Source organism: Bordetella genomosp. 1 (genome assembly GCF_002261335.1).
Lineage (GTDB): Bacteria > Pseudomonadota > Gammaproteobacteria > Burkholderiales > Burkholderiaceae_B > Bordetella.
In genome coordinates this window covers 366,356-386,279 of record NZ_NEVL01000006.1, presented here as the reverse complement: position 1 = coordinate 386,279, position 19,924 = coordinate 366,356, and the positions used below count along the sequence as shown (strand labels likewise).

At 69.0% G+C, this 19,924-nt stretch carries 20 protein-coding genes; 6 read left to right on the top strand and 14 right to left on the bottom strand.

Annotated features, from left to right (window positions below; all coding sequences use genetic code 11):
• Positions 1–51: 51 nt before the first annotated feature.
• The gene (locus tag CEG14_RS23855; RefSeq protein WP_094828888.1) at positions 52–702 is read right to left on the bottom strand and encodes a carbonic anhydrase; all 651 of its coding nucleotides are present in this window, start codon (positions 700–702) and stop codon (positions 52–54) included.
• A 206-nt stretch (positions 703–908) separates the two neighbouring features.
• A complete protein-coding gene (locus tag CEG14_RS23850) occupies positions 909–1,244 on the bottom strand; it encodes an FxLYD domain-containing protein (RefSeq protein ID WP_094828887.1) in 336 nt (111 codons plus the stop codon).
• A 226-nt stretch (positions 1,245–1,470) separates the two neighbouring features.
• On the opposite strand from CEG14_RS23850, the gene CEG14_RS23845 reads away from it, so the two are divergent.
• Positions 1,471–1,821: a PsiF family protein gene (locus CEG14_RS23845; protein ID WP_094828886.1), complete on the top strand. Its 351-nt coding sequence runs from the start codon at positions 1,471–1,473 to the stop codon at positions 1,819–1,821.
• 67 nt (positions 1,822–1,888) lie between these two features.
• On the opposite strand, the gene CEG14_RS23840 is transcribed toward CEG14_RS23845, so the two are convergent.
• From CEG14_RS23840 to CEG14_RS23815, 6 genes are all read right to left on the bottom strand, one after another.
• Complete coding sequence (locus tag CEG14_RS23840; RefSeq protein WP_094828885.1) at positions 1,889–2,929, bottom strand: cyclase family protein; 1,041 nt, start codon at positions 2,927–2,929, stop codon at positions 1,889–1,891.
• A 4-nt stretch (positions 2,930–2,933) separates the two neighbouring features.
• The gene (gene pcaD / locus CEG14_RS23835; RefSeq protein WP_094828884.1) at positions 2,934–3,713 is read right to left on the bottom strand and encodes a 3-oxoadipate enol-lactonase; all 780 of its coding nucleotides are present in this window, start codon (positions 3,711–3,713) and stop codon (positions 2,934–2,936) included.
• Positions 3,714–3,762: 49 nt separating this feature from the next.
• Positions 3,763–4,059 carry a YciI family protein gene (locus CEG14_RS23830; RefSeq protein ID WP_094828883.1) on the bottom strand — a complete coding sequence of 99 codons (297 nt, stop codon included), beginning with the start codon at positions 4,057–4,059 and terminating at the stop codon, positions 3,763–3,765.
• Positions 4,060–4,072: 13 nt separating this feature from the next.
• Positions 4,073–4,348: a muconolactone Delta-isomerase gene (gene catC, locus CEG14_RS23825; RefSeq protein ID WP_094828882.1), complete on the bottom strand. Its 276-nt coding sequence runs from the start codon at positions 4,346–4,348 to the stop codon at positions 4,073–4,075.
• A gap of 61 nt (positions 4,349–4,409) precedes the next feature.
• Positions 4,410–5,054: a 3-oxoacid CoA-transferase subunit B gene (locus tag CEG14_RS23820; protein WP_094828881.1), complete on the bottom strand. Its 645-nt coding sequence runs from the start codon at positions 5,052–5,054 to the stop codon at positions 4,410–4,412.
• Positions 5,051–5,737 (bottom strand): 3-oxoacid CoA-transferase subunit A, encoded by a 687-nt coding sequence (locus CEG14_RS23815; protein WP_094828880.1) that lies wholly within the window; start codon positions 5,735–5,737, stop codon positions 5,051–5,053. Before CEG14_RS23815 ends, CEG14_RS23820 begins: the two co-directional genes overlap by 4 nt.
• 193 nt (positions 5,738–5,930) lie before the next feature.
• Here CEG14_RS23815 and CEG14_RS23810 point away from each other — a divergent pair, with 193 nt between their 5' ends.
• On the top strand, positions 5,931–6,713 hold the full coding sequence (locus CEG14_RS23810) for an IclR family transcriptional regulator (RefSeq protein ID WP_094828879.1): 783 nt from the start codon (positions 5,931–5,933) through the stop codon (positions 6,711–6,713).
• 43 nt (positions 6,714–6,756) lie between these two features.
• Here the strand turns inward: CEG14_RS23810 and CEG14_RS23805 are convergent, their stop codons facing one another.
• The 4 genes from CEG14_RS23805 to ppc all read right to left on the bottom strand — a co-directional run bounded on the left by CEG14_RS23805 (position 6,757) and on the right by ppc (position 13,122).
• Positions 6,757–7,482 (bottom strand): SDR family oxidoreductase, encoded by a 726-nt coding sequence (locus CEG14_RS23805; RefSeq protein WP_094828878.1) that lies wholly within the window; start codon positions 7,480–7,482, stop codon positions 6,757–6,759.
• A gap of 28 nt (positions 7,483–7,510) precedes the next feature.
• The gene (locus CEG14_RS23800; RefSeq protein ID WP_094828877.1) at positions 7,511–8,851 is read right to left on the bottom strand and encodes a short-chain fatty acid transporter; all 1,341 of its coding nucleotides are present in this window, start codon (positions 8,849–8,851) and stop codon (positions 7,511–7,513) included.
• A 121-nt stretch (positions 8,852–8,972) separates the two neighbouring features.
• Entirely contained in the window at positions 8,973–9,905 is a 933-nt protein-coding gene (locus CEG14_RS23795; RefSeq protein ID WP_094828876.1) for a 3-hydroxyacyl-CoA dehydrogenase family protein, read from the bottom strand.
• Positions 9,906–10,272: 367 nt separating this feature from the next.
• Positions 10,273–13,122 (bottom strand): phosphoenolpyruvate carboxylase, encoded by a 2,850-nt coding sequence (gene ppc, locus CEG14_RS23790; protein ID WP_094828875.1) that lies wholly within the window; start codon positions 13,120–13,122, stop codon positions 10,273–10,275.
• A gap of 169 nt (positions 13,123–13,291) precedes the next feature.
• On the opposite strand from ppc, the gene queC reads away from it, so the two are divergent.
• On the top strand, positions 13,292–14,029 hold the full coding sequence (gene queC, locus CEG14_RS23785; RefSeq protein ID WP_094828874.1) for a 7-cyano-7-deazaguanine synthase QueC: 738 nt from the start codon (positions 13,292–13,294) through the stop codon (positions 14,027–14,029).
• A 10-nt stretch (positions 14,030–14,039) separates the two neighbouring features.
• Here queC and CEG14_RS23780 read toward each other — a convergent pair whose 3' ends face one another.
• Positions 14,040–14,591, bottom strand: a complete 552-nt coding sequence (locus CEG14_RS23780) for a GNAT family N-acetyltransferase (RefSeq protein WP_094828873.1) — start codon at positions 14,589–14,591, stop codon at positions 14,040–14,042.
• Positions 14,592–14,944: 353 nt separating this feature from the next.
• Between CEG14_RS23780 and CEG14_RS23775 the strand changes: the two genes are divergently transcribed.
• From CEG14_RS23775 to ilvD, 3 genes are all read left to right on the top strand, one after another.
• On the top strand, positions 14,945–15,787 hold the full coding sequence (locus tag CEG14_RS23775) for an AraC family transcriptional regulator (RefSeq protein WP_094828872.1): 843 nt from the start codon (positions 14,945–14,947) through the stop codon (positions 15,785–15,787).
• 49 nt (positions 15,788–15,836) lie between these two features.
• On the top strand, positions 15,837–16,757 hold the full coding sequence (locus CEG14_RS23770) for a LysR family transcriptional regulator (protein WP_094828871.1): 921 nt from the start codon (positions 15,837–15,839) through the stop codon (positions 16,755–16,757).
• A 104-nt stretch (positions 16,758–16,861) separates the two neighbouring features.
• Complete coding sequence (gene ilvD / locus CEG14_RS23765; RefSeq protein ID WP_094828870.1) at positions 16,862–18,721, top strand: dihydroxy-acid dehydratase; 1,860 nt, start codon at positions 16,862–16,864, stop codon at positions 18,719–18,721.
• A 126-nt stretch (positions 18,722–18,847) separates the two neighbouring features.
• Here ilvD and CEG14_RS23760 read toward each other — a convergent pair whose 3' ends face one another.
• The gene (locus CEG14_RS23760) at positions 18,848–19,783 is read right to left on the bottom strand and encodes a LysR family transcriptional regulator (protein ID WP_094828869.1); all 936 of its coding nucleotides are present in this window, start codon (positions 19,781–19,783) and stop codon (positions 18,848–18,850) included.
• Positions 19,784–19,924: the final 141 nt, after the last annotated feature.

The following is a 19,924-nucleotide window of genomic DNA, read 5'->3' as shown; positions in this document are numbered from 1 at the left end:
AGAAAGAAGGACTCGCCCGTCCCGGCTGTCTGGACAGAAGATGCGCCGGCCTCAGTTGGCCGGGCTGGTCTCGACGCAGGCGTTGAACTCGCCGGTGGCCGGATCGCGCACGAACAGCACGCCGGTGGCCACGCCGAAGTACGTGCCGTGCAGCTGCAGCTCGCCCTTCTCGACGCGGCGGCGGATCGACGGGAAGGTCATCAGGTTGCGCAGGCTGTGCTCGACGACGGCCAGTTCCATGCGCTTGATGTCCTTGTCGCGGTCGCCGGTGCTGGCGCCCAGGCGCTCGGCCACGGGGGCGATCTGCGACATCCACTTGCCGATGAAGTCCATCTTCGAAAGCGGCTGCGACTCGTCGTAGAACGAGCGGATGCCGCCGCACGAGGCGTGGCCCAGGACCACGATGTGCTTGACGTTCAGGCCGTTGACCGCGAACTCGATCGCGGCGCTGGTGCCGTGGTACGAGGATTCGGAATCGGGATCGCAGGGCGGCACCAGGTTGGCGACGTTGCGCACCACGAACAGCTCGCCGGGGCCGGCATCGAAGATCACTTCGGGCGAGACGCGGGAATCGCAACAGCCGATCACCAGGATCTCGGGGGTCTGGCCTTTCTCGGCCAGGGCTTCATAGCGGCTGCGCTCGCTGGGAAAGCGGCCTTGCAGGAACGCCTGATAGCCGTCGGTCAGTCTTTTGGGAAACATGATGGGTCCTTCCTGGAGTTCGGCCCCCGCCGGGGCGGCCTGGATCGGCCGGCAGGCCCGGCCCGCGGATGAGGCGGGCGCCGGCGACGCGCGAGCAAAACCTCGCCTGAAAACCTGCGCCGGCTTGCGGGGGACAAACGGGATTTTCCCACATCGGCCTTACAACGGCTTGGGCGCCGTCGCAAATAACCTTTTCTTTCAAAGGGTTATTCGGCCTTGATGTGGACGGCGGTAAAGCGCGCGATCGAGAGCGGCGTGCTGGCGCGCACCTGCCAGACTTCGCCGGGATCCAGCGGCTTGTCGCTGGCATCGCGGATGCGGCCGATCTCGCGGCCGTCGGCGTCGTAGAGCGCGAACTCCACCTCGGCGTGTTCGATGCGCTTGTTGCTCAGGTTGGCCAGCGTGCCGGTGATGACGGTTTCGGCCGTGTTGTTGTCCCGCACGGCTTCGAGATTGCCCAGGTTGACGCCATACGAGAGGCTCTGGGCGGCGGCCGCGGAGGCGGCCAGCGACAGCAGCAGGGCGGCGATACGCTTTTTCATGGTGGTCTTCCGGAAACGGCGACGTCTTCACCATAACGGCCGGCCCGGGGCGGAACAACGCCGCGTCCGTAACTTTTGTCGCCAGGTTTGACGGCCGCCTCGGCCATCGGAATGCTTGCCGCGGGCCGCGGTTTGATCGAAGATGAGTGCGCCGGTGGATGCTGGCCGGCGTCATCGCTTCTGGCACATGCCGCATGCACGGCGCCGGAAGCCTGGGAGGAATACCATGTCTTTCCGCACCACCTGCATTGCCGCCGGCCTGTGCCTCGGCCTGTTCACCGCCCAGGCGGGGTTGGCCCAGGGCACCGCGCCCGCCACCTCCGGGGCCAAGCCGGCCGCCAAGGAGCTCACGCCGCAGCAAAAGCGCATGGCCGACTGCAACCAGTCCGCCACCGGCAAGTCCGGCGATGAGCGCAAGACCTACATGAGCAGTTGCCTCAAGGGCGAGACCGCGCCGGAGAAGGCGCTCACGCCGCAGCAGCAGCGGATGAAGGATTGCAATGCCAAGGCCGGCACCCAGGGCCTGTCGGGCGACAAGCGCAAGACCTTCATGAGCACCTGCCTGAAGGGCGCCTGAGCGCAACCGCGCCGCATGAAAAAAGCGAGCCGCGCGGCTCGCTTTTTTCGTGGCGCAGACGCGTGCGTCAGGCCGTGGCGATGGGCGTGACCGGCGAGCCGATCGCGTGCGGCAGGCGCAGCGGCGGCGCGGTCAGCATGAAGTGATGCCGCCCCTGCGCGTGCAGCCAGTCGGCCAGGTCCTTCAGGTACCAGAGCTCGGCCAGCGGCAGGCCGAGCTTGAACAGGCAGTGATGGTGCAGCGGCAGCATGGCGCGCGGGCCCTGCTTCTCGCGTGCCGGGTAGGCCTCGACCGCATAGTTGTCGGCGCAGATCGCGGCGATGCCGCTGTCCGAGATCCATTGCAGCAGCGCCTCGTCGGTGCCGTCGAGCGCGGCGCCGTAGCCGTGCAGCACGTCGGCGTCGGGCTTGCCGGCCATCTCCACCACCTTCTCCGCGTAGCCGGTGCGCAGCACCAGCATGTCGCCGGGTTCCACCGCGATGCCGTCTTTCTCGAGCACGGCCAGCAGCTCCCGGGCGCCGATCAGCGTGCGGCCCGTGCCGTAATGGCGCGCCAGGTCCACCAGTACGCCACGGCCCTGCATGCCCTTCTGCGCGAGGTTCTCGATGCCGATCTTGAGCGCGGCCGAGGGGCCGCCACTGTTGCAGCCGCAACCGGTGTGGTCGCCGTCCATCGGGCCGACCACGTCGATGCCGGCGCGATAGCCGTTGTAGTAGACCAGCTCGGGCTCGCCGTCGTCGTCGGCGTCGAACAGCGCGCCCACGTGCGCCAGCGAATCCCATTGCGTGGAGTACTGCATCGACAGCAGCACCTGGTCGTCGCTCAGCACGTCGACCGCGTCGGGATTGAGCTTGCGCAGCGGGAAGTTCACGTAGGGCGTGTCCTGCAGGCGCGTGGGCGAGAGCTGCGGCGGGTGGCGGCGCGGGTTCAGCACGTTGCCGCCGGGCAGGTCGAGCGGCAGCGACAGGCAGAAGGTCTTGCCGGCGCGGATCTCGCGCGCGCCGCGCAGCACCACCTCGTCGGTGATGAGGTTGAGGCGGCCCAGTTGGTCGTCGGGGCCGAAGTCGCCCCAGTTCGAGCCGGGCGGACGGACTTTCCAGCGTTGCATGGCTTTACTCCGTGAGGAAGTCGGCCACCGTGCGGGTGAAGGCTTCCGGTTGTTCCCAGTTGGAGATGTGCGACGTGGCGAACTCGACGTAGCGCGCATTCGGGATGGTGTCGGCCAGGAACCGGCCGTCGGCCGGCGTGGCGGCCAGGTCGTGGGTGCTGGCGATCACCAGCGTGCGTTGCGTGATGGCGCCGATGCGGTCGCGCAGATCGGCATCGCGCAGCGCGGCGACGTTGCCGATGTAGCCGGCGTCGGGGGTACGGCGCAGCATGTCCACCAGCACCTGCGTCAGGCCCGGATGGGCGGCGCGGTATTCGGCCGTGAGCCAGCGCTCGACCAGCGCGGGCGCCATGGCCTGCAGCGTTTTCTCGCGCACCGCGGCGATGCGGTCGGTCCAGCCCTGCACCGAGCCGATGCGCGCGGCGGTGTTGCACAGCACCAGGCGATCGATGCGGCCGGGATGCTCGAGCGCCAGCCACAGGCCCGTGGGGCCGCCCATCGACAGGCCGCAGAAGTGCGCGCGCGCGATGCCGAGATGGTCGAGCAGTTCGATCACGTCGCCGCCGAGCTGGGCGAAGCTGTATTCGCCTTCGGGCACCGACGACTTGCCATGACCGCGGGTGTCGTAGCGCAGCACGCGGAAGTGACGCGAGAGTTCGGGAATCTGCTGCGCCCACATATCGGCGCAGGTCCCGAGCGAGTTGGACAGCACGAGCACGGGGGCGTCGGCCGGACCGTCGATGACGTAGTACAGGCGGGCCTGGCTCAGATCGGCATAAGACATGGTATTTCCTGATGCAAAAGCGCCGGGACCGGCCCGGCGCACACTGACATTACAGATAGCTCTGGCCGGCCACGTAGGCCTTGCGCCAGCGGGTGATGTTGACCCGCTCGAACAGCTCGGCCTGGTAGAACGGATCGGCTTCGATCAATTGCTGGGCCGCCTCGCGCGTGTCCACATCGACCACGTACAGGCCGCCGCCGATGTCGGTGCCGTCGTCATGCAGCTTGGCGCCGCAGGCCAGCAGCAGCGCCTTGTTCTGTTCCAGAAAGGCCAGGTGGGCCGGGCGGTGCTGCTTGCGCAGCTCGAGCGAACCGGGCTTGTCGAAGGTTTCGATGATGTAGGGCATGGCGGCTCCGGGCTCAGATGGCCGAGGGGTGGCGCGCCAGGGCGGTGACGCGCACGTCCATGTAGGGGAACAGCGGCAGCGACGACAGGATGTTGTGCAGCTCGTCGTGGTCGGCCACGTCGAAGATGCTCACGTTGGCGTAGCGGCCGGCCACGCGCCACAGGTGTTGCCACTTGCCTTCCTGTTGCAGTTTCTGCGCCAGCGCCTTTTCGTCGGCCTTCAGTTTGTTGGCCTGTTCGGCGGGCATGTCGGCGGGCAGGTTGACCTGCATTTCAGCCATATACAGCATAAGGATTCTCCTGGGTGGGACGGCGCCGCGACGGGGCGCGGCGCGGGAAGAAAAACGAGCCTCAGTTGGCGAACTTCAGCGGCAGGCCGGTGAGCGCGAGCAGCTCGTCGGGCGTGGTCTCGCCGAAGATGTCGGTCACGGTCACGCCGTTGGCGTCGATGTCGAACACGGCCACGTCGGTGTACACGCGCGACACGCAGCGCACGCCGGTCAGCGGGTAGCTGCAGGCCTCGACCAGCTTGCTCTGGCCTTCGCGCGTCTGCAGTTCCATCATCACGAACACCTGCTTGGCGCCGATCGCGAGGTCCATCGCGCCGCCCACGGCGGGGATGGCGTCAGGCGCGCCGGTATGCCAGTTGGCGAGGTCGCCCTGCGCCGACACCTGGAACGCGCCGAGCACGCAGATGTCGAGGTGGCCGCCGCGCATCATGGCGAACGAGTCGGCGTGATGGAAGAACGAGCAGCCCGGCAGTTCGGTGACCGGCTGCTTGCCGGCATTGATCAGGTCGTAGTCTTCCTCGCCCTTGGCCGGCGCCGGGCCCATGCCCAGCATGCCGTTCTCGGTGTGCAGCAGCACTTCACGATCGGTGGGCAGATGGTTGGCCACCAGCGTGGGCAGGCCGATGCCCAGGTTCACGTAGGCGCCTTCGGGAATGTCTTGCGCGACGCGCGCGGCGATCTGGTCGCGGGTCAGTTTGGTGCTCATGCCTGCTCCTTGGTCGTGCCCGTGGCGATCTGCACCACGCGTTGCACGAAAATGCCGGGGGTGACGACGGTCTCGGGATCGATCTGGCCGAGCTCGACCACTTCGCTCACCTGCGCCACGGCGACGCGCGCCGCGCTGGCCATGATGGGACCGAAGTTGCGCGCGGTCTTGCGATACGTCAGGTTGCCCCAACGGTCGCCGCGCTGCGCCTTGATCAGCGCGTAGTCGGCGTGCAGCGGATATTCGAGCACGTAATGACGGCCGTTGATCTCGCGCGTTTCCTTGCCTTCGGCCAGCGGCGTGCCGTAGCCGGTGGGGCTGAAGAAGGCGCCGATGCCGGCGCCGGCGGCGCGGATGCGCTCGGCCAGGTTGCCCTGCGGCACGAGCTCGAGCTCGATCTTGCCGCTGCGATAGAGGCCGTCGAAGATCTGCGAATCGGCCTGGCGCGGGAACGAGCACACGATCTTGCGCACGCGGTTCGCGCCGAGCAGCGCGGCCAGGCCGGTCTCGCCGTTGCCCGCGTTGTTGTTGATGATGACCAGGTCCTTGGCGCCCTGCTCGAGCAGGGCGTCGATCAGTTCCATGGGCTGGCCGGCCGTGCCGAAGCCGCCGATCATGATGGTGGCGCCATCAGGCACATCGGCCAGGGCGTCCGCCGCGCTTGCTACGAGCTTTGAAATCATAGGTGTCTGCAATAGAGGTGGCGTGTGATAATTTGTTCTTCAGTCGAACTTATGTTCTGTTGAAGAACATCGTTTCAGGGCTGTGGCGCAGTGTCAAGGCAGCGCGCCCGGTCGGATGACGGCGCCGCAAGCCCCCGATGCCGCGGCCCCTCGCCCGCGCGATGCGGGCCCAAATTCTGTTTGATCGAGTCTCATGGTTGAAACCCCCAGTCAGCAGCCCAGCGACAGCTACGTGCAATCCTTCGCACGCGGCCTGTCGGTGATCCGGGCCTTCGGCCCGCAGCGTCCGCAGATGACGCTGACCGAGGTGGCCGCCGCCACCGGACTCACGCGCGCCGGGGCGCGCCGCATCCTGCTGACGCTCGAGCATCTCGGCTACGTCACGGCCGAAGACCGCCGCTTCACCCTCACGCCGCGCATCCTCGAGCTGGGCTATGCCTATCTGTCGGCCACGCCGTTGTGGAACCTGGCGCTGCCCTACATGGAAGAGGTGGCGGAGCTCACGCGCGAGTCGTGTTCGGTGTCGGTGCTCGATGGCGCCGACATCGTCTACATCCTGCGCCTGTCCACCCACAAGGTCATGAGCATCAATCTCGCCGTGGGCAGCCGGCTGCCGGCCTGGGTCACGTCGATGGGCCGCGTGCTGCTCGCGGGCCTGCCCGAGGCCGAACAGGAACGCCTGCTCGACCAGAGCCAGATCCGCGTCTACACGGCCAGCACCCTCACCGACCGCGCGCAGTTGCGCGAGGCGCTCGCCGCGGTGCGGCGCGACGGCCATGCCTGCGTGGTGCAGGAGCTCGAGCCCGGCCTGCAATCGGTGGCCGTGCCCATCGTGGATCGCAGCGGCCGGGTGATCGCCGCGATGAACGTGAGCGGGCACGTCAATCGCTACACGCGCGACGAAATGCTGGCCGCGTTCCTGCCGCCGCTGCGCGAGGCCGCGCGGCGCGTCAACGACGCATTGCTGCGGCGCTGATCCGGCCGCGCGAGGCGCGCGAGAGGCGGCAGCGGTCTTCATATCAGACGGGCGCCACGCCCAGCGTGGTGCCGCCGCACACGTACAGCACCTGGCCGGTCACGAAACCGTTTTCCGGCGCCAGGAAGAACATCGCGGCGCGCGCCACGTCTTCGGGCTGGCCCAGGCGCTTGACCACGATGCTGTCGATGATGCGCCGGGTCTGCGGCGCGCCTTCCGGATTGCTCTTGGTGAACAGCTCGGTGGCGATCGGGCCGGGACCGATGGCGTTGACGGTGATGCCGTCGCCGCCCAGCTCCATGGCCAGCGTGCGCGTCATGCCGATCAGGCCGGCCTTGGTGGCCGAGTAGACCACGCGCTCCGGCTTGCCCAGCGCCGCGCGCGACGACATGTTGACGATGCGGCCGAAGCCGGCCTCGCGCATCGCGGGCAGCGCGGCCTGGATCAGGATCAGGGCGGTGCGCAGGTGCAGGTTGACCACGTAGTCGAGGTCCGCGATCGAGGCGGTGTCGGCCGTGCCGGGGCGGGTGGCCCCGGCGTTGTTGACCAGGCCGACGATGGCGTATTGCGCGTTCACTTCGCGCGCAACCGCCTCGGTGGCGGCCAGGTCGGTCAGGTCGGCCTGGAACGACACCAGCCCGGCGGGCGGCGCATCGGGCAGGCGGTAGTCGATGTTGACCACCGTGTGGCCCGCGTCCAGCAGCGCGCGGGCGATGGCCGCGCCGATGCCGGCGCTGGCGCCCGTGACGAGATAAGCGGTGGGTTTCATGGGGATTCTCCGGTGTCGTCGCGTGGCGTCAGTGGGTCAGCATGCCCCAGGCCAGCACGGCGGTGATGTGCACGATGCCGACCCAGATCATCATGATGACGGTGTAGCCCATCACATCGCGCAGCTTGAGCTTGGACAGCGCCAGTGCCGGCAGGATCCAGAACGGCTGGATCAGGTCGTTCCAGGCGTTGCCCAGCATGACCGACATGGTGGTCTGGTTCAGCGCGCTGCCGATTTCCTTGGCGGCATCGATCATGAACGGGCCCTGGATCACCCAGTGGCCGCCCGCCGACGGCGCGAAGAAGTTGATGACGAACGAGCTGATGAGGCCCCAGAAGGGCAGGGTGCCCGGCGTGGCGACGTCGACGAAGATCTTCGAGATCGTGGTCACCAGGCCCGAGCCGGCCATGATGGCCATGATGCCGGCATAGAACGGGTACTGCAGGATGATGCCCGAGATCGTCTTGATGCCCTCGTTCAGCTTGGCCACGTAGGCGGCCGGCGTGCCGAGCAGGATGATGCCCAGGAACAGGATGATGAAGTTGATCAGGTTCAGGTCGAGCGACTTGCCGTCCATGAAATAGAACACGACGTACGCGATGCCGAGCAGGCCGATCAGCAGGCTCAGGATGCGGCTGTTGTTCAGGCGGCTGGCGATGGTGTTTTCGGCGGCGGCATTGTGGCCGGCGGCGGCGGGGCCGTTGTCGCGGTCGATGTTGGGGTCGACCTCGACGATCTTGTCGCCCTGCTTGGGATGCAGCCAGGCATTGAGCAGCGGCAGCGTGACGATGATGACCAGGCTGGTGATCAGCATCGGCACCGAGAAGATGGTTTCCGACAGCGGGATCACGCCCATCTGGCCCGACGTGGGGTGGCCGGGGGTGGCCACCAGCACCGGGATGCTGGCCGACAGGCCCAGGCCGTACATCGTGAAGCCGCTGTAGGCGGCCGCGATGATGAGCGGGTAGTGCACGCCCTTGACCTTGAGCGCCAGCTTCTTGGCGACCACGCCGCCGATCACCAGGCCGAAGCCCCAGTTCAGGTAGCTGCCGACGCCGCCGACCAGCGTGGCCACGATGATGGCCGTGCGCGGGTTGTGCACGTGGCTGACGATGCGGTCGAGGAAGCGGTCGGTGAGGGGTGCGGTGGCCAGCACGTAGCCCATGGCCAGGATCACCGCCATCTGGGTGGTGAAGGCCAGCAGGCTCCAGAAGCCCTTGCCCCATTCACGCGTGATCTGCGGCAGCGCCTGGCCTTCCACGCCCATGGCGAGCAGCACGGTCAGGAGCGTCAGCGCGATCGCGAAGACGAAGGGATCGGGCAGATACTTGCGCATCAGCTCCGTGAAGAAAGAAGCGAGTTTGTTCATGTTGCCTCCAACAGACCCCGTTGTCCCGGTGCGCTGTGGTTTTGTTGCGCGCGCAACCTGTTTGGCCGCGCGTGTTGAAATGCCCCGCGGCCCCGATGGCCGCCGGGCGGGTTGGAATCGTTCAGCTCAGTTTCTTGTCGCCCAGCCAGGCCACCAGCTCGGCCAGCGCCGCGCTTTTCTCGCGCAGCACGCGGTCGCGGTCCTCGGCCGGCCAGGTGTAGAAGCCCTGGCCCGCCTTGGCGCCGATCTGGCCGCTCTCGGCCTTCTCGCGCAGCAGGTCCGACGGCGTGGTGCGGTTCTCGAGGTCCTGGTAGAGATAGCTGGCGATGGCGTAATGCACGTCGATGCCGTTCATGTCGCGCTGGGCCAGCGGGCCGGTGAGCGCCAGGCGGATGCCCAGGCTCCACTTGACCACCTCGTCGATGTCCTCGGCGCTCGCCACGCCCTTCTCGAGCAGCGAGATCGCCTCGCGCGCCAGCGCGTGCTGGATGCGGTTGGCGATGAAGCCGGGGATGTCCTGGCGCACCAGCACCGGCTTCTTGCCGCCCAGCCGCAGGAAATCCATCACGCGCGTCACCGTGGCTTCGGTGGTCTGGTCGCAGCGCACCACCTCGACCAGCGGGATCACGTCGGCCGGGGTGAAGAAATGGGTGCCCACGAAACGGTCGCGCCGGGTCACGGCCTCGGCGATCGCATTGATCGAGAGGCCGGACGTGTTGGTGGCGAAGATGGTGTGCGCCGGACAGAGGGTGTCCAGGCGGGCGAAGATGTCGCGCTTGAGTTCGAGCTTCTCGGGCACGGCCTCGATCACGAGGTCGCTGCCGCAGGCCGCTTCCAGCCCGGCTTCCATGCGGATGCGGCGCAGCGTCTCCTGGATCGCGTCGGGCGCGTACACGCCCACCTGGCGTTCGATCACGGCCGAGGCGCGCTCCAGCGCGCCGGCCACCGGATCGATCAGGACCACGTTGATGCCCCGGGAGGCAAAGAGGGCGGCGATACCGCTGCCCATGGCGCCCGCACCGACGACCGCCAGATTCTGGATGGGGAGATCCATGAAGTTGCTCGCTTGCTCGCGGCCCGGGCGTGCGGCAGGCGTCCCTGTAGGGCTACCGGCGCGCCGGTCGTCTCTTCCGTGGGTGCCTTTCCGTGCCCGTGGCCAGAAAAATCGTTGTTGTTCTATATGCGAACATTTGTGCGTATATAGAATTTCCGACGATAGTAACGAGGATTCGCGAGGCCGGTCAGCCGTAGTGTCCGTTCTATGGACGCGAGAATCTTGCGCTGGTTCGCGCCAGCCCTTGTGGCAAGGGCCGGCCGCACGGTCGGCGCCGGCTGCGTCCCCAATGTGACCATTGCATGGACGCAGTGCAGCAAAATCGGCCGGCCCTCATCGGGCCGGCGCGTTTGCTGCACCGCAGGGGTCAGCCGGAGTTGCGCAGGCCCGCGGCGATGCCATTGATTGTCAGGTGGATGGCGCGCTGGACCCGCTTGTCGGGCCTGGCGTCGGGCCGGGCCTGGGCAGCCCGGTGGCGCTTGATGAGCTCGATCTGCAGATAGTTGAGCGGGTCGATGTAGGCGAAGCGCTCGCGCAGCGAGGCCAGCAGGCCGGGGTTGTCGGCCAGCAGGTCGCGCTGGTTCACCAGCCGCAGCATGGCGAGGGTGCGCGCATGCTCGTCGGCGATGGCGCCGAAGATGCGGTCGCGCAGGCCGCGCTGCGGCACCAGCTGCGCGTAGCGCGCGGCGATGGCGAGATCCGACTTGGCCAGCACCATCTCCATGTTGGAGAGCCAGGTGCGCATGGCCGGCCATTGCGCGGCCATCTCGCGCAGCTGCGCCAGGCGGGTGCGGCGCGCGCGCGGCGCGCCCGGGCCGCCCTGCTCGAGCCAGGTCTCGAGTGCCGAGCCCACGCCATACCAGCCGGTGAGCATGAGACGGCATTGCGCCCACGAGAAGCCCCAGGGGATCGCGCGCAGGTCTTCGATGCGCTGGCCCTGCTTGCGCGAGGCCGGGCGCGAGCCGATGTTCAGGCCCGCGATCTCGCTGATCGGCGTGGCCGCGAAGAAGTAGTCGGTGAAGCCGGGCGTGTCGTAGACCAGGCCGCGATAGGTCTTGCGCGCATGATCCGACATGAAGGACATCGCCTGGCCGTGACGGCTCATGTGCGCGTCCTCGGCCTCGGCGGCCTGGGCGTGGGGCGCGAGCGACGACTCCAGCACGGCCGACACCAGCAGCTCCATGTGCCAGCGGCCGATCTCCACGTCCTTGTATTTGCTCTGGATCACCTCGCCCTGTTCGGTGAGGCGGAACTGGCCGGCCACCGTGCCCGGCGGTTGCGCCAGGATGGCATCGAAGCTCGAGCCGCCGCCGCGGCCCACCGAGCCGCCGCGGCCGTGGAACAGGCGCAGCTTCACCCCGCGCTTGCGGAACACGTCCACCAGCTCGCGTTCGGCCTGGTAGAGCGACCAGTTGGAGGTGAGGAAGCCGCCGTCCTTGTTGCTGTCGGAATAGCCCAGCATCACCTCCTGCGTGTGGTCCTGGGCGGCGCTGACGCGCGCGCGCACCTCCGGCAGGTCGAGCCAGGCGGCCATGATCGCGGCGCCGCGCTCCAGGTCGGGGATGGTTTCGAACAGCGGCACCACCATCAGCCCGTCTTCGGCGGGGATGTCGGCGCCCGCGGGCGCGGTGAGCCCGGCTTCCTTTTGCAGCACCAGCACTTCGAGCAGGTCGCTCAGGGTTTCGGTGTGCGACACGATGGTCTGGCGCACGGCCTGCCTGCCGTAGCGGGCGCGGCCGGCCGCCGCGGCGCGCAGCACGGCGAGCTCGCGCGTGGCCAGTTCGCCGTAGGCGATCCAGGGCGAGGCCAGCGGACGCGCCTGGGCCAGCTCGGCGCGCAGCAGCCGCACGCGCGAATCCTCATCGAGCGCGGCATAGTCGACCGGCTTGCCGTCGAGCTGCGCGCCGGCGCGCGCGAACAGCTCGGCCAGCACCTGCTCGTGCACGTCCGAGCTCTGGCGCAGGTCCACGGTGGCGAGATGGAAGCCGAACACGTCGAGCGCCTGGCGCAGGCCCGACAGCCGCAGCCGTGCGATCGGCGCGCCGTGGTGATCGCTCAGCGACTCGGCGATGACGGCGAGGTCGCGGGCGACCTCCTGCGGCGTGGTGTAGGGGCGGGCGGCGCGCGTGGCGCGGCGCGCCAGGTCTTGCCCGGTGAGCTCGCGCGCGGTCGCGGCCAGGCGCGCGTAGATGCCGACGATGGCGCGGCGGTAGGGTTCGTCGCGCCGGTGCGGGGAATCGTCGCCGCTGTCCTCGGCCAGCTCCAGCAGGGCCGGGCTGGCGTCGATCAGCAGCGTGGTGATCGACAGCTCGGCGCCGAGCGCGTGCACCTCCTGCAGGTAGTGCTCGAACAGCACCGTGGCCTGGCGCAGCAGCGCGCGCTCGAGCGTACCGGCGTCGACGTTCGGATTGCCGTCGCGGTCGCCGCCGATCCAGCTGCCCATGCGCAGGAAGGGCTCGAGCGGCTCGGGCGGACGGCCGAATGGCGAGGCGGACTCGCGATTGAGCAGGCGCGACAGATCGGCGTAGAGCCGCGGGATGACCTGCAGGAAGGTGCTGCGGTAGTAGGAAAGCGCATTCTCGATCTCGTCGGCGACCGTGAGCCGCGTGTAGCGCAGCATGCGGGTCTGCCACAGCGTCGCCACGCGGCCGATCAGGGCCTGGTCGAGCGCGAGCTGTTCTTCGGCGGTAAGCGGCTGTTCGCGTTGCACCAGCAGGGCGGCGATCTCGCGGTGTTCGTCGAGCGTGCTCTTGCGCTGCACCTCGGTGGGATGGGCCGTGAGCACCGGCATGATGCAGGCCTCGGTGAGCAGCTTGCGGATCCGCGCGGGCGTGACGCCCTGCGACTTCAGCAGCTCCACCGCCTGCGCGATGCTGCCGGTGGCGGGCGTCGGGTCGGCCAGCGCGCGGGCGCGCTGACGCCGGTTCTGGTCGCGGTCTTCGGCGATGTTCGACAGGTGCAGGAAGTAGCTGAACGCCCGCGCGACGGAATTGGGATCGTCGCCGCGCAACTGCCGCACGCGCGCCTGCAGCAGCTTGCCGTCGGCCTCCTTGCCCTCGCGCCGGAATTGCACCGCAGTCCGGCGCAGGGTCTCGATCGTGTCGAAGACCCGTTTGCCTTCGCAGGCCTCGATCACGGTGCCGAGATAGCGCCCCAGCAGGCGGATATCGTGGCGTAGGGGTTCGGCGGCATCGGACTGCGAGCGTGAGGCGTTCATCAAGGATCCGTGAGAGGGAGGGGAAACGGGAAGGCGGTGTGGCGGTCTGGGGTGGAAACGACGATGCGTCGATTGTAAGCAGCGATCCTTACGCGGGGCGCCCTCCCTGCACCGGCTGCGGTACATTCTCGCCATGGCGGCGCTGCCGCGGCTCTTGCGATTTTTCCCCATGCTGAACCATCAACGACGCGCCCTGGTCCTGTTCTCCGGCGGCCAGGATTCCACCACCTGCCTGGCCTGGGCCCTGGACCGCTACGAACATGTCGAGACGGTGGCCTTCGATTACGGCCAGCGCCATCGCATCGAGCTCGACGCGCGCCTGAACGTGCTGCGCGAAATCCGCGCGCAGTTCCCGCAGTGGGCCGCGCGCCTGGGCGAGGATCATCTGCTGGACCTGAAGGTGCTGGGTCAGGTGGGCGACACCGCCATGACCAGCGATCGCGCCATCGAGATGCAGGCCAACGGCCTGCCCAACACCTTCGTGCCGGGCCGCAATCTGCTGTTCCTGACGCTGGCCGCCGCGCTGGGCTATCGCCGCGAGCTGGACGTGCTGGTGGGCGGCATGTGCGAAACCGATTTCTCGGGCTATCCCGATTGCCGCGACGACACCATCAAGGCGCAGCAGGTGGCGCTGGGCCTGGGGCTGGGCACGCGCCTCACGATCGAGACGCCGCTAATGTGGATCGACAAGTCCGAAACCTGGGCGCTGGCCGAGCAGCTGGGCGGCCCGGCGCTGGTCGACACCATCGTCGAACACAGCCACACCTGCTATCTGGGCGAGCGCGGCATGCGCCACGCCTGGGGCCACGGCTGCGGCCAGTGTCCGGCCTGCGTGCTGCGCAAGGCCGGCTTCGAACGCTGGGTCGAAGACAAGGCGGCGCGGCAGGCCGACGGCCCGGGCGCCTGAACGGCAGCGTTCAGCGCGACGGCGGCGTGCGGCTGCCGTCGCCGAGCTCGCGCTGCATCAGCACGGTGTCGCGCCACTCGCCGTGTTTGAAGCCCACGTCGCGCAGCGTGCCCACGGGATGGAATCCCTGGCGCGCATGCAGGGCCAGCGAGGCGGCATTGCGGCTGTCGCCGACGATGGCCAGCATCTGGCGCCAGCCGCCTTCGGTGCAGCGCTGGATCAGGGCGGCGAGCAGCTTGCCGCCGATGCCCAGGCCGGCGCGCCCGGCCTGCACATACACCGAGTCTTCCACCGTATGCCGATAGGCCGGCCGCGGCCGATAGGGCGTGGCATAGGCGTAGCCCACGACCGCCCCGCCGCACTCGGCGGTGAGGTAGGGCAGGCCATGGCCGATCACCGTGGCGTGGCGCTGGCGCATCTCCGCCTCCGAGGGCGGCTCCAGTTCGAAGGAGGCCGTGCCATGCAGCACGTGCTGGGCATAGATGGCGGCGATCGCGGGCAGGTCGGCGTCGATCGTGTCGCGGACCAGCACGGTGGGAGTCAGGGGAAGGGGCGCATTCATGGTCTTGGCACGCCGAGAGGCGCGAATTCAGGGGCTCGCGGCCGTGTCGATCACGGCCAGGCATAAGTTTGCGCCGCCGTCGAGAATAAGTGAAGGTTTCTGTTTTTATGGTTTGAATAAGCAAATCTTATATGTCGGGGTGACACGGACCTAGTCGTTAACCCGCACTGGCGGGGCGGCGGGCTTGCCGTATCATGCTGCAAGCCTTCCGGCCGCCTGCAGACCCGCGTCATGGCCCTCCTCGTGATGGAGCGCCAGGCGCCGCACGCCGACCGGGGCTTGCGCCCCGCCAGGGTCGCCGTCGTTTCATTCGTTGCGCCGTTGTACGTTGTTCACACGTAGTACGTTGCTCCATGCCTGCGATCGCGAAAACCCCTGCCCCCGCCCCTGCGCCCGTCTTCCCCGACCCCTTCCTGGCCTCGCCTCAGGACTCCCGCCCGCATCCGCCCTGTGCGATCTCCGCGCGCGCCGACGATTTCGCGGCCGGCGCGGTGAGCGCGCCGCAGCGGCACGATCGCGGCCTGCTGCTCTACGCGCTGCAGGGCGTGGTCACCGTGCTCACCGAAACCGGCAACTGGGTGGTGGCGCCCGGGCAGGCGCTGTGGCTGCCGCCCGGCATGCTGCACCAGAAGCGCGGCTGGGACAGCGTGGCGATCCGGGCGCTCTACATGGATCCGCAGCTCGGCGGGTTGCCCACCGACTGTCAGCCGATCCAGGTCTCGCCGCTGCTGCAGGCGCTGATCGGCGAGGCCATCAAGCTGCAGCGCGCCGAGGCCCCCAGCGCGCGCGCCGGCCACATCCATGCGCTCATCCTCGACGAGATGCGGCAGGTCTGCCCTGCCTCGCTGCACGTGCCGCTGCCCGCCGAGCCGCGGCTGCGGCGCATCTGCCAGGCGCTGCTGCGCGATCCCGCCAGCCGCGAGGGCCTGGACGCCTGGGCCGCCTACGGCGGGCTCAGCCGGCGCAGCCTGACCCGGATGTTCCGCGCCCAGACCGGGGCGAGCTTCAATGAATGGCGCCAGCGCGTGCTGCTGATGGAGGCACTGGCGCTGCTGTCGCGCGGCGCGGCCATCGCCGACGTGGCGCTGCGGCTCGGCTACGCGAGCCCCGGCGCGTTCGCCACGATGTTCCGCCGCACGCTCGGCGTGTCGCCGCGCGACTACTTCCGCTGGGGCGACGCGGCCGCCGCCGTATGATGAGCGTTTTTCGGCACCGGCCTCCCGGCCCGTGCCCGCGGACGGCCGGATGCGCGGACTCAATCTCGATCACTTGCGGGTGTTGCTCGATATCTTCGAGCTGGGCAGCTTTTCGGCCGCGGCCGAGCGCAACGGCCTGACCCAGCCCGCCGTGAGCCAGCAGGTGCGCGCGCTCGAGCGCCGCTATGGCCTGCGGCTGGTCGAGCGCCTGGGCCGGCGCGTCAGCCCCACGGCGGCCGGCGCCGAGCTGGTCGATCACCTGCGCCGCATCGAAGCCGCGGTGGCCGACGCCGACCAGGCCATGCAGTCGCTCGCCACCGGCGTGTCGGGGCGCGTGCGGCTCGGCACCGGCGCCACCGCCTGCACCTACCTGCTGCCGCAGGCGCTGGCCGGCCTGCGCGGGCGCTACCCGGACATCGAGGTGGTGGCCAGCGTGGGCAACACCGCCGACATCCTGCGCGAGGTCGAGCACAACCAGCTCGATCTCGGCCTGGTGACGCTGCCGGTCGCCGGCCGCGCCTTCCAGGTCACGCCGCTGATGGACGACGAATTCGTGGTGATCTTCCCGGAGGCGGCCGCCGCCGTGGCGCGCGTCACGCCGCAGGTGCTGGCCGCGCAGTCGCTGGTGCTGTTCGAGCCGGGCGCGCGCACGCGCGACATCATCGACGAGTGGTTCGAGGACGCCGGCGTGGCGGTGCGCCCGGCCACCGAGCTGGGCAGCACCGAGGCGCTCAAGGAATTCGTGCGGGCGGGCCTGGGCTGCGGCATCGTGCCGCGCATGGCGGTGGCCCGGGCCGGCAACCGCGCGGGCCTGCGGGTGCAGTCGCTCACGCCGCGGCTGGTGCGGCGGCTGGCCATCGTGATGCGGCGCGACAAGCCGCTGAGCCGCGCGCTGCGCCAGGTGGTGGAGATGCTGCAGGCGCTCAGCGCCGACCGGCCGGCGGCGCTGGCGGGCTCGCGGCGGCGCTGATCCGGGCGGGGGAGGGCGCCCTGTCAGGCGGGCTTCAGCACGCCGGGGGCGGTTCCAGCGTATGATTTACCGCTTTGCCGAACCCCTCTTATTTCGAGAAGGCTATGCCGCACTACCGCTCCCGCACCTCGACCCACGGCCGCAACATGGCTGGCGCCCGCGCTCTCTGGCGTGCCACTGGCATGAAAGATGGCGATTTCGGCAAGCCGATCATCGCCGTGGTCAATTCGTTCACCCAGTTCGTACCCGGCCACGTGCACCTGCGCGACCTGGGCGCGCTGGTCGCACGCGAGATCGAGCAGGCGGGCGGCGTCGCCAAGGAATTCAACACCATCGCGGTCGATGACGGCATCGCCATGGGTCACGGCGGCATGCTGTATTCGCTGCCGTCGCGCGAGCTGATCGCCGATTCCGTCGAATACATGGTCAATGCCCACTGCGCCGACGCGATGGTGTGCATCTCCAACTGCGACAAGATCACCCCCGGGATGCTGATGGCCGCGATGCGCCTGAACATCCCCGTGGTGTTCGTCTCGGGCGGTCCGATGGAAGCGGGCAAGGTGATCTCGCCCACCGACGGCAAGGTGCTGGCCAAGATCGACCTGGTCGACGCCATGATCAAGGCCGCCGACCCTACCGTGAGCGATGCGGAAGCCGAGCAGATCGAACGCAGCGCCTGCCCCACGTGCGGTTCCTGTTCGGGCATGTTCACCGCCAACTCGATGAACTGCCTGACCGAGGCCATCGGCCTGGCCCTGCCCGGCAACGGCACCATCGTTGCCACGCACGCCTGGCGCAAGGGCCTGTTCGAGCAGGCCGGCCGCCTGGTGGTGGACCTGTGCAAGCGCTACTACGAACAAGACGACGCCTCGGTCCTGCCGCGCAGCATCGCCACCAAGTCGGCCTTCGAAAACGCGATGGCGCTCGACGTGGCCATGGGCGGTTCGACCAACACCGTGCTGCACCTGCTGGCCGCGGCCCAGGAGGCCGGTGTCGACTTCTCCATGACCGACATCGATCGCATCTCGCGCAAGGTGCCGTGCCTGTGCAAGGCGGCGCCCGCCACCGACAAATACCACATCGAAGACGTGCACCGCGCCGGCGGCATCCTGGGCATCCTGGGTGAGCTCGCGCGCGCCGACCTGCTCGACCTGAGCTGCGGCAACGTGCACAGCGGCACCCTGGGCAACGCGATCGCGGCCTGGGACGTGGCCGGCGGCGCCGGCGAGGACGCGCAGAAGTTCTACCGCGCGGCGCCCGGCGGCGTGCCCACGCAGGTGGCCTTCAGCCAGGAAAAGACCTTCCTCACGCTCGACACCGATCGCAAGACCGGTTGCATCCGCAGCAAGGAAAACGCCTACTCCAAGGATGGCGGTCTGGCCGTGCTCTACGGCAACCTCGCCGAGAAGGGCTGCATCGTCAAGACCGCGGGCGTGGACGAATCGCAGTGGGTCTTCACCGGCCGCGCGCGCGTGTTCGAGGCCCAGGAAGATGCGGTCGACGGCATCCTGAACGACGAGGTCGTGGCGGGCGATGTGGTCATCATCCGCTACGAAGGCCCCAAAGGCGGCCCCGGCATGCAGGAAATGCTCTACCCGACCTCGTACCTGAAGTCCAAGGGCCTGGGCAAGGTCTGCGCGCTGTTCACCGATGGCCGCTTCTCGGGCGGTTCGTCGGGCCTGGTGATCGGCCATGCCTCGCCGGAAGCGGCCGAAGGCGGCACGATCGGCCTGGTCGAGGATGGCGACACCATCGAGATCGACATCCCCAACCGCCGCATCCACCTGGCCGTCTCTGACGCCCTGCTGGCCGAGCGTCGCGCCGCCATGGTGGCGCGTGGCGACAAGGCCTGGCAGCCGGTCGACCGCGAGCGCGTGGTGTCGCAGGCGCTGCAGGCCTATGCCGCGCTGGCCACCTCGGCCGACCGCGGCGCCGTGCGCGACCTGAGCCAGCTCAAGCGCTGATCGCGTCTCGCCTGAGAAAAATGGTGCGCCTCGGCGCACCATTTTTTTTTGCCCGCGCCGCGCCGTTGCGCGGAGGCGCAAGCAGGGCCGGCATGAGCGCTGGCGCAATGGTTGCGCCGGCAACGATCAGCCGCGGGCGCGTTCCGCGCCCAGCCGGTGCGCCAGCGCCACCAGCACGTCGAGCGGGGGGTTGCCCGGCTGGGGGCGGTACACCAGCGTCATGGGCGCGGTGAGCCGCTCGCGGGCACGCATGCGGAAGTAGGCCACGCCACCGCTGTCCTTGCCGCGCATCGAGGCCGGCACCACCGACACGCCCGCGCCCGCGGCCACCAGGTTCAGGTTGGTCATCATGCGTTCGACCTCGGCCGCGATGCGCACGCGCAGGCCGAGCTGCGTGAGGCGTTCGAGCAGGTCGCCATACATGCCGGGCGCGCCGGGACGGCGCACCAGGATGAACGATTCCTGCGCGAGCTCGCCCAGCGCGAGCGTGGGCAGGCGCGAGCGCGGGGCGTCGGCGTCGTAGCGGCGCGCGAGCGGGTGGTCGAGCGGCAGGGCGAGCAGCATCTCCTCTTCGAGCAACACGTCGCAGCGCAGGCCGTCCTCGGCCTGTACGGTGCGGCGCAGCAGGCCCGCGTCGAGCTGGCCGGCGCGCACCTGCTCCATGATTTCGGCCGCATTGTGTTCGCGCACGGCGGTGTGCAGCCCCGGGTGGGACTGGCGCAGCGCGCGCAGCAGCGTCGCGGTGAGCGCGTGCGCCGACGCCGAGCTGGTGAAGGCCAGCGCGAGCTCGCCGGCCATGCCCGCGCCCACGCGGCGCATGGTGTCGATGAGCTGCCCAGCGTCGCCCACGAGCCGGCGCGCCAGCGGCACCAGCCGTTGGCCCGCCGCGGTGAGGGCCACGCCGCGCGGCAGGCGCTCGAACAGCACGCAGCCGAGCTCATGCTCCAGCGCGCGGATCTGCATCGACAGCGGCGGCTGCTGCAGGCCGAGGCCCTGGGCCGCGCGGGTCATGTGGCCGGCCTCGGCGACGGCAAGAAAATAGCGCAGGTGTCGAAGTTCCATCGCCATATATTAAAAGTATGTTTTGGCCTTGGCGCATATATTTTACGTTTCTCCAGGCGCTGTCTAAGATGCCTCGAATCGGGCCATCTGCGAGCCCGCCAGCGCACCGCGGCGCGGTGCGCGATAACCCTGGAGACAGTC

Coding starts and splice junctions, on each gene's coding strand:
- CEG14_RS23855 (WP_094828888.1), bottom strand. CDS start 702: ATGTTTCCCAAAAGACTGACCGACGGCTATCAGGCGTTCCTGCAAGGC.
- CEG14_RS23850 (WP_094828887.1), bottom strand. CDS start 1,244: ATGAAAAAGCGTATCGCCGCCCTGCTGCTGTCGCTGGCCGCCTCCGCG.
- CEG14_RS23845 (WP_094828886.1), top strand. CDS start 1,471: ATGTCTTTCCGCACCACCTGCATTGCCGCCGGCCTGTGCCTCGGCCTG.
- CEG14_RS23840 (WP_094828885.1), bottom strand. CDS start 2,929: ATGCAACGCTGGAAAGTCCGTCCGCCCGGCTCGAACTGGGGCGACTTC.
- pcaD (WP_094828884.1), bottom strand. CDS start 3,713: ATGTCTTATGCCGATCTGAGCCAGGCCCGCCTGTACTACGTCATCGAC.
- CEG14_RS23830 (WP_094828883.1), bottom strand. CDS start 4,059: ATGCCCTACATCATCGAAACCTTCGACAAGCCCGGTTCGCTCGAGCTG.
- catC (WP_094828882.1), bottom strand. CDS start 4,348: ATGCTGTATATGGCTGAAATGCAGGTCAACCTGCCCGCCGACATGCCC.
- CEG14_RS23820 (WP_094828881.1), bottom strand. CDS start 5,054: ATGAGCACCAAACTGACCCGCGACCAGATCGCCGCGCGCGTCGCGCAA.
- CEG14_RS23815 (WP_094828880.1), bottom strand. CDS start 5,737: ATGATTTCAAAGCTCGTAGCAAGCGCGGCGGACGCCCTGGCCGATGTG.
- CEG14_RS23810 (WP_094828879.1), top strand. CDS start 5,931: ATGGTTGAAACCCCCAGTCAGCAGCCCAGCGACAGCTACGTGCAATCC.
- CEG14_RS23805 (WP_094828878.1), bottom strand. CDS start 7,482: ATGAAACCCACCGCTTATCTCGTCACGGGCGCCAGCGCCGGCATCGGC.
- CEG14_RS23800 (WP_094828877.1), bottom strand. CDS start 8,851: ATGAACAAACTCGCTTCTTTCTTCACGGAGCTGATGCGCAAGTATCTG.
- CEG14_RS23795 (WP_094828876.1), bottom strand. CDS start 9,905: ATGGATCTCCCCATCCAGAATCTGGCGGTCGTCGGTGCGGGCGCCATG.
- ppc (WP_094828875.1), bottom strand. CDS start 13,122: ATGAACGCCTCACGCTCGCAGTCCGATGCCGCCGAACCCCTACGCCAC.
- queC (WP_094828874.1), top strand. CDS start 13,292: ATGCTGAACCATCAACGACGCGCCCTGGTCCTGTTCTCCGGCGGCCAG.
- CEG14_RS23780 (WP_094828873.1), bottom strand. CDS start 14,591: ATGAATGCGCCCCTTCCCCTGACTCCCACCGTGCTGGTCCGCGACACG.
- CEG14_RS23775 (WP_094828872.1), top strand. CDS start 14,945: ATGCCTGCGATCGCGAAAACCCCTGCCCCCGCCCCTGCGCCCGTCTTC.
- CEG14_RS23770 (WP_094828871.1), top strand. CDS start 15,837: ATGCGCGGACTCAATCTCGATCACTTGCGGGTGTTGCTCGATATCTTC.
- ilvD (WP_094828870.1), top strand. CDS start 16,862: ATGCCGCACTACCGCTCCCGCACCTCGACCCACGGCCGCAACATGGCT.
- CEG14_RS23760 (WP_094828869.1), bottom strand. CDS start 19,783: ATGGAACTTCGACACCTGCGCTATTTTCTTGCCGTCGCCGAGGCCGGC.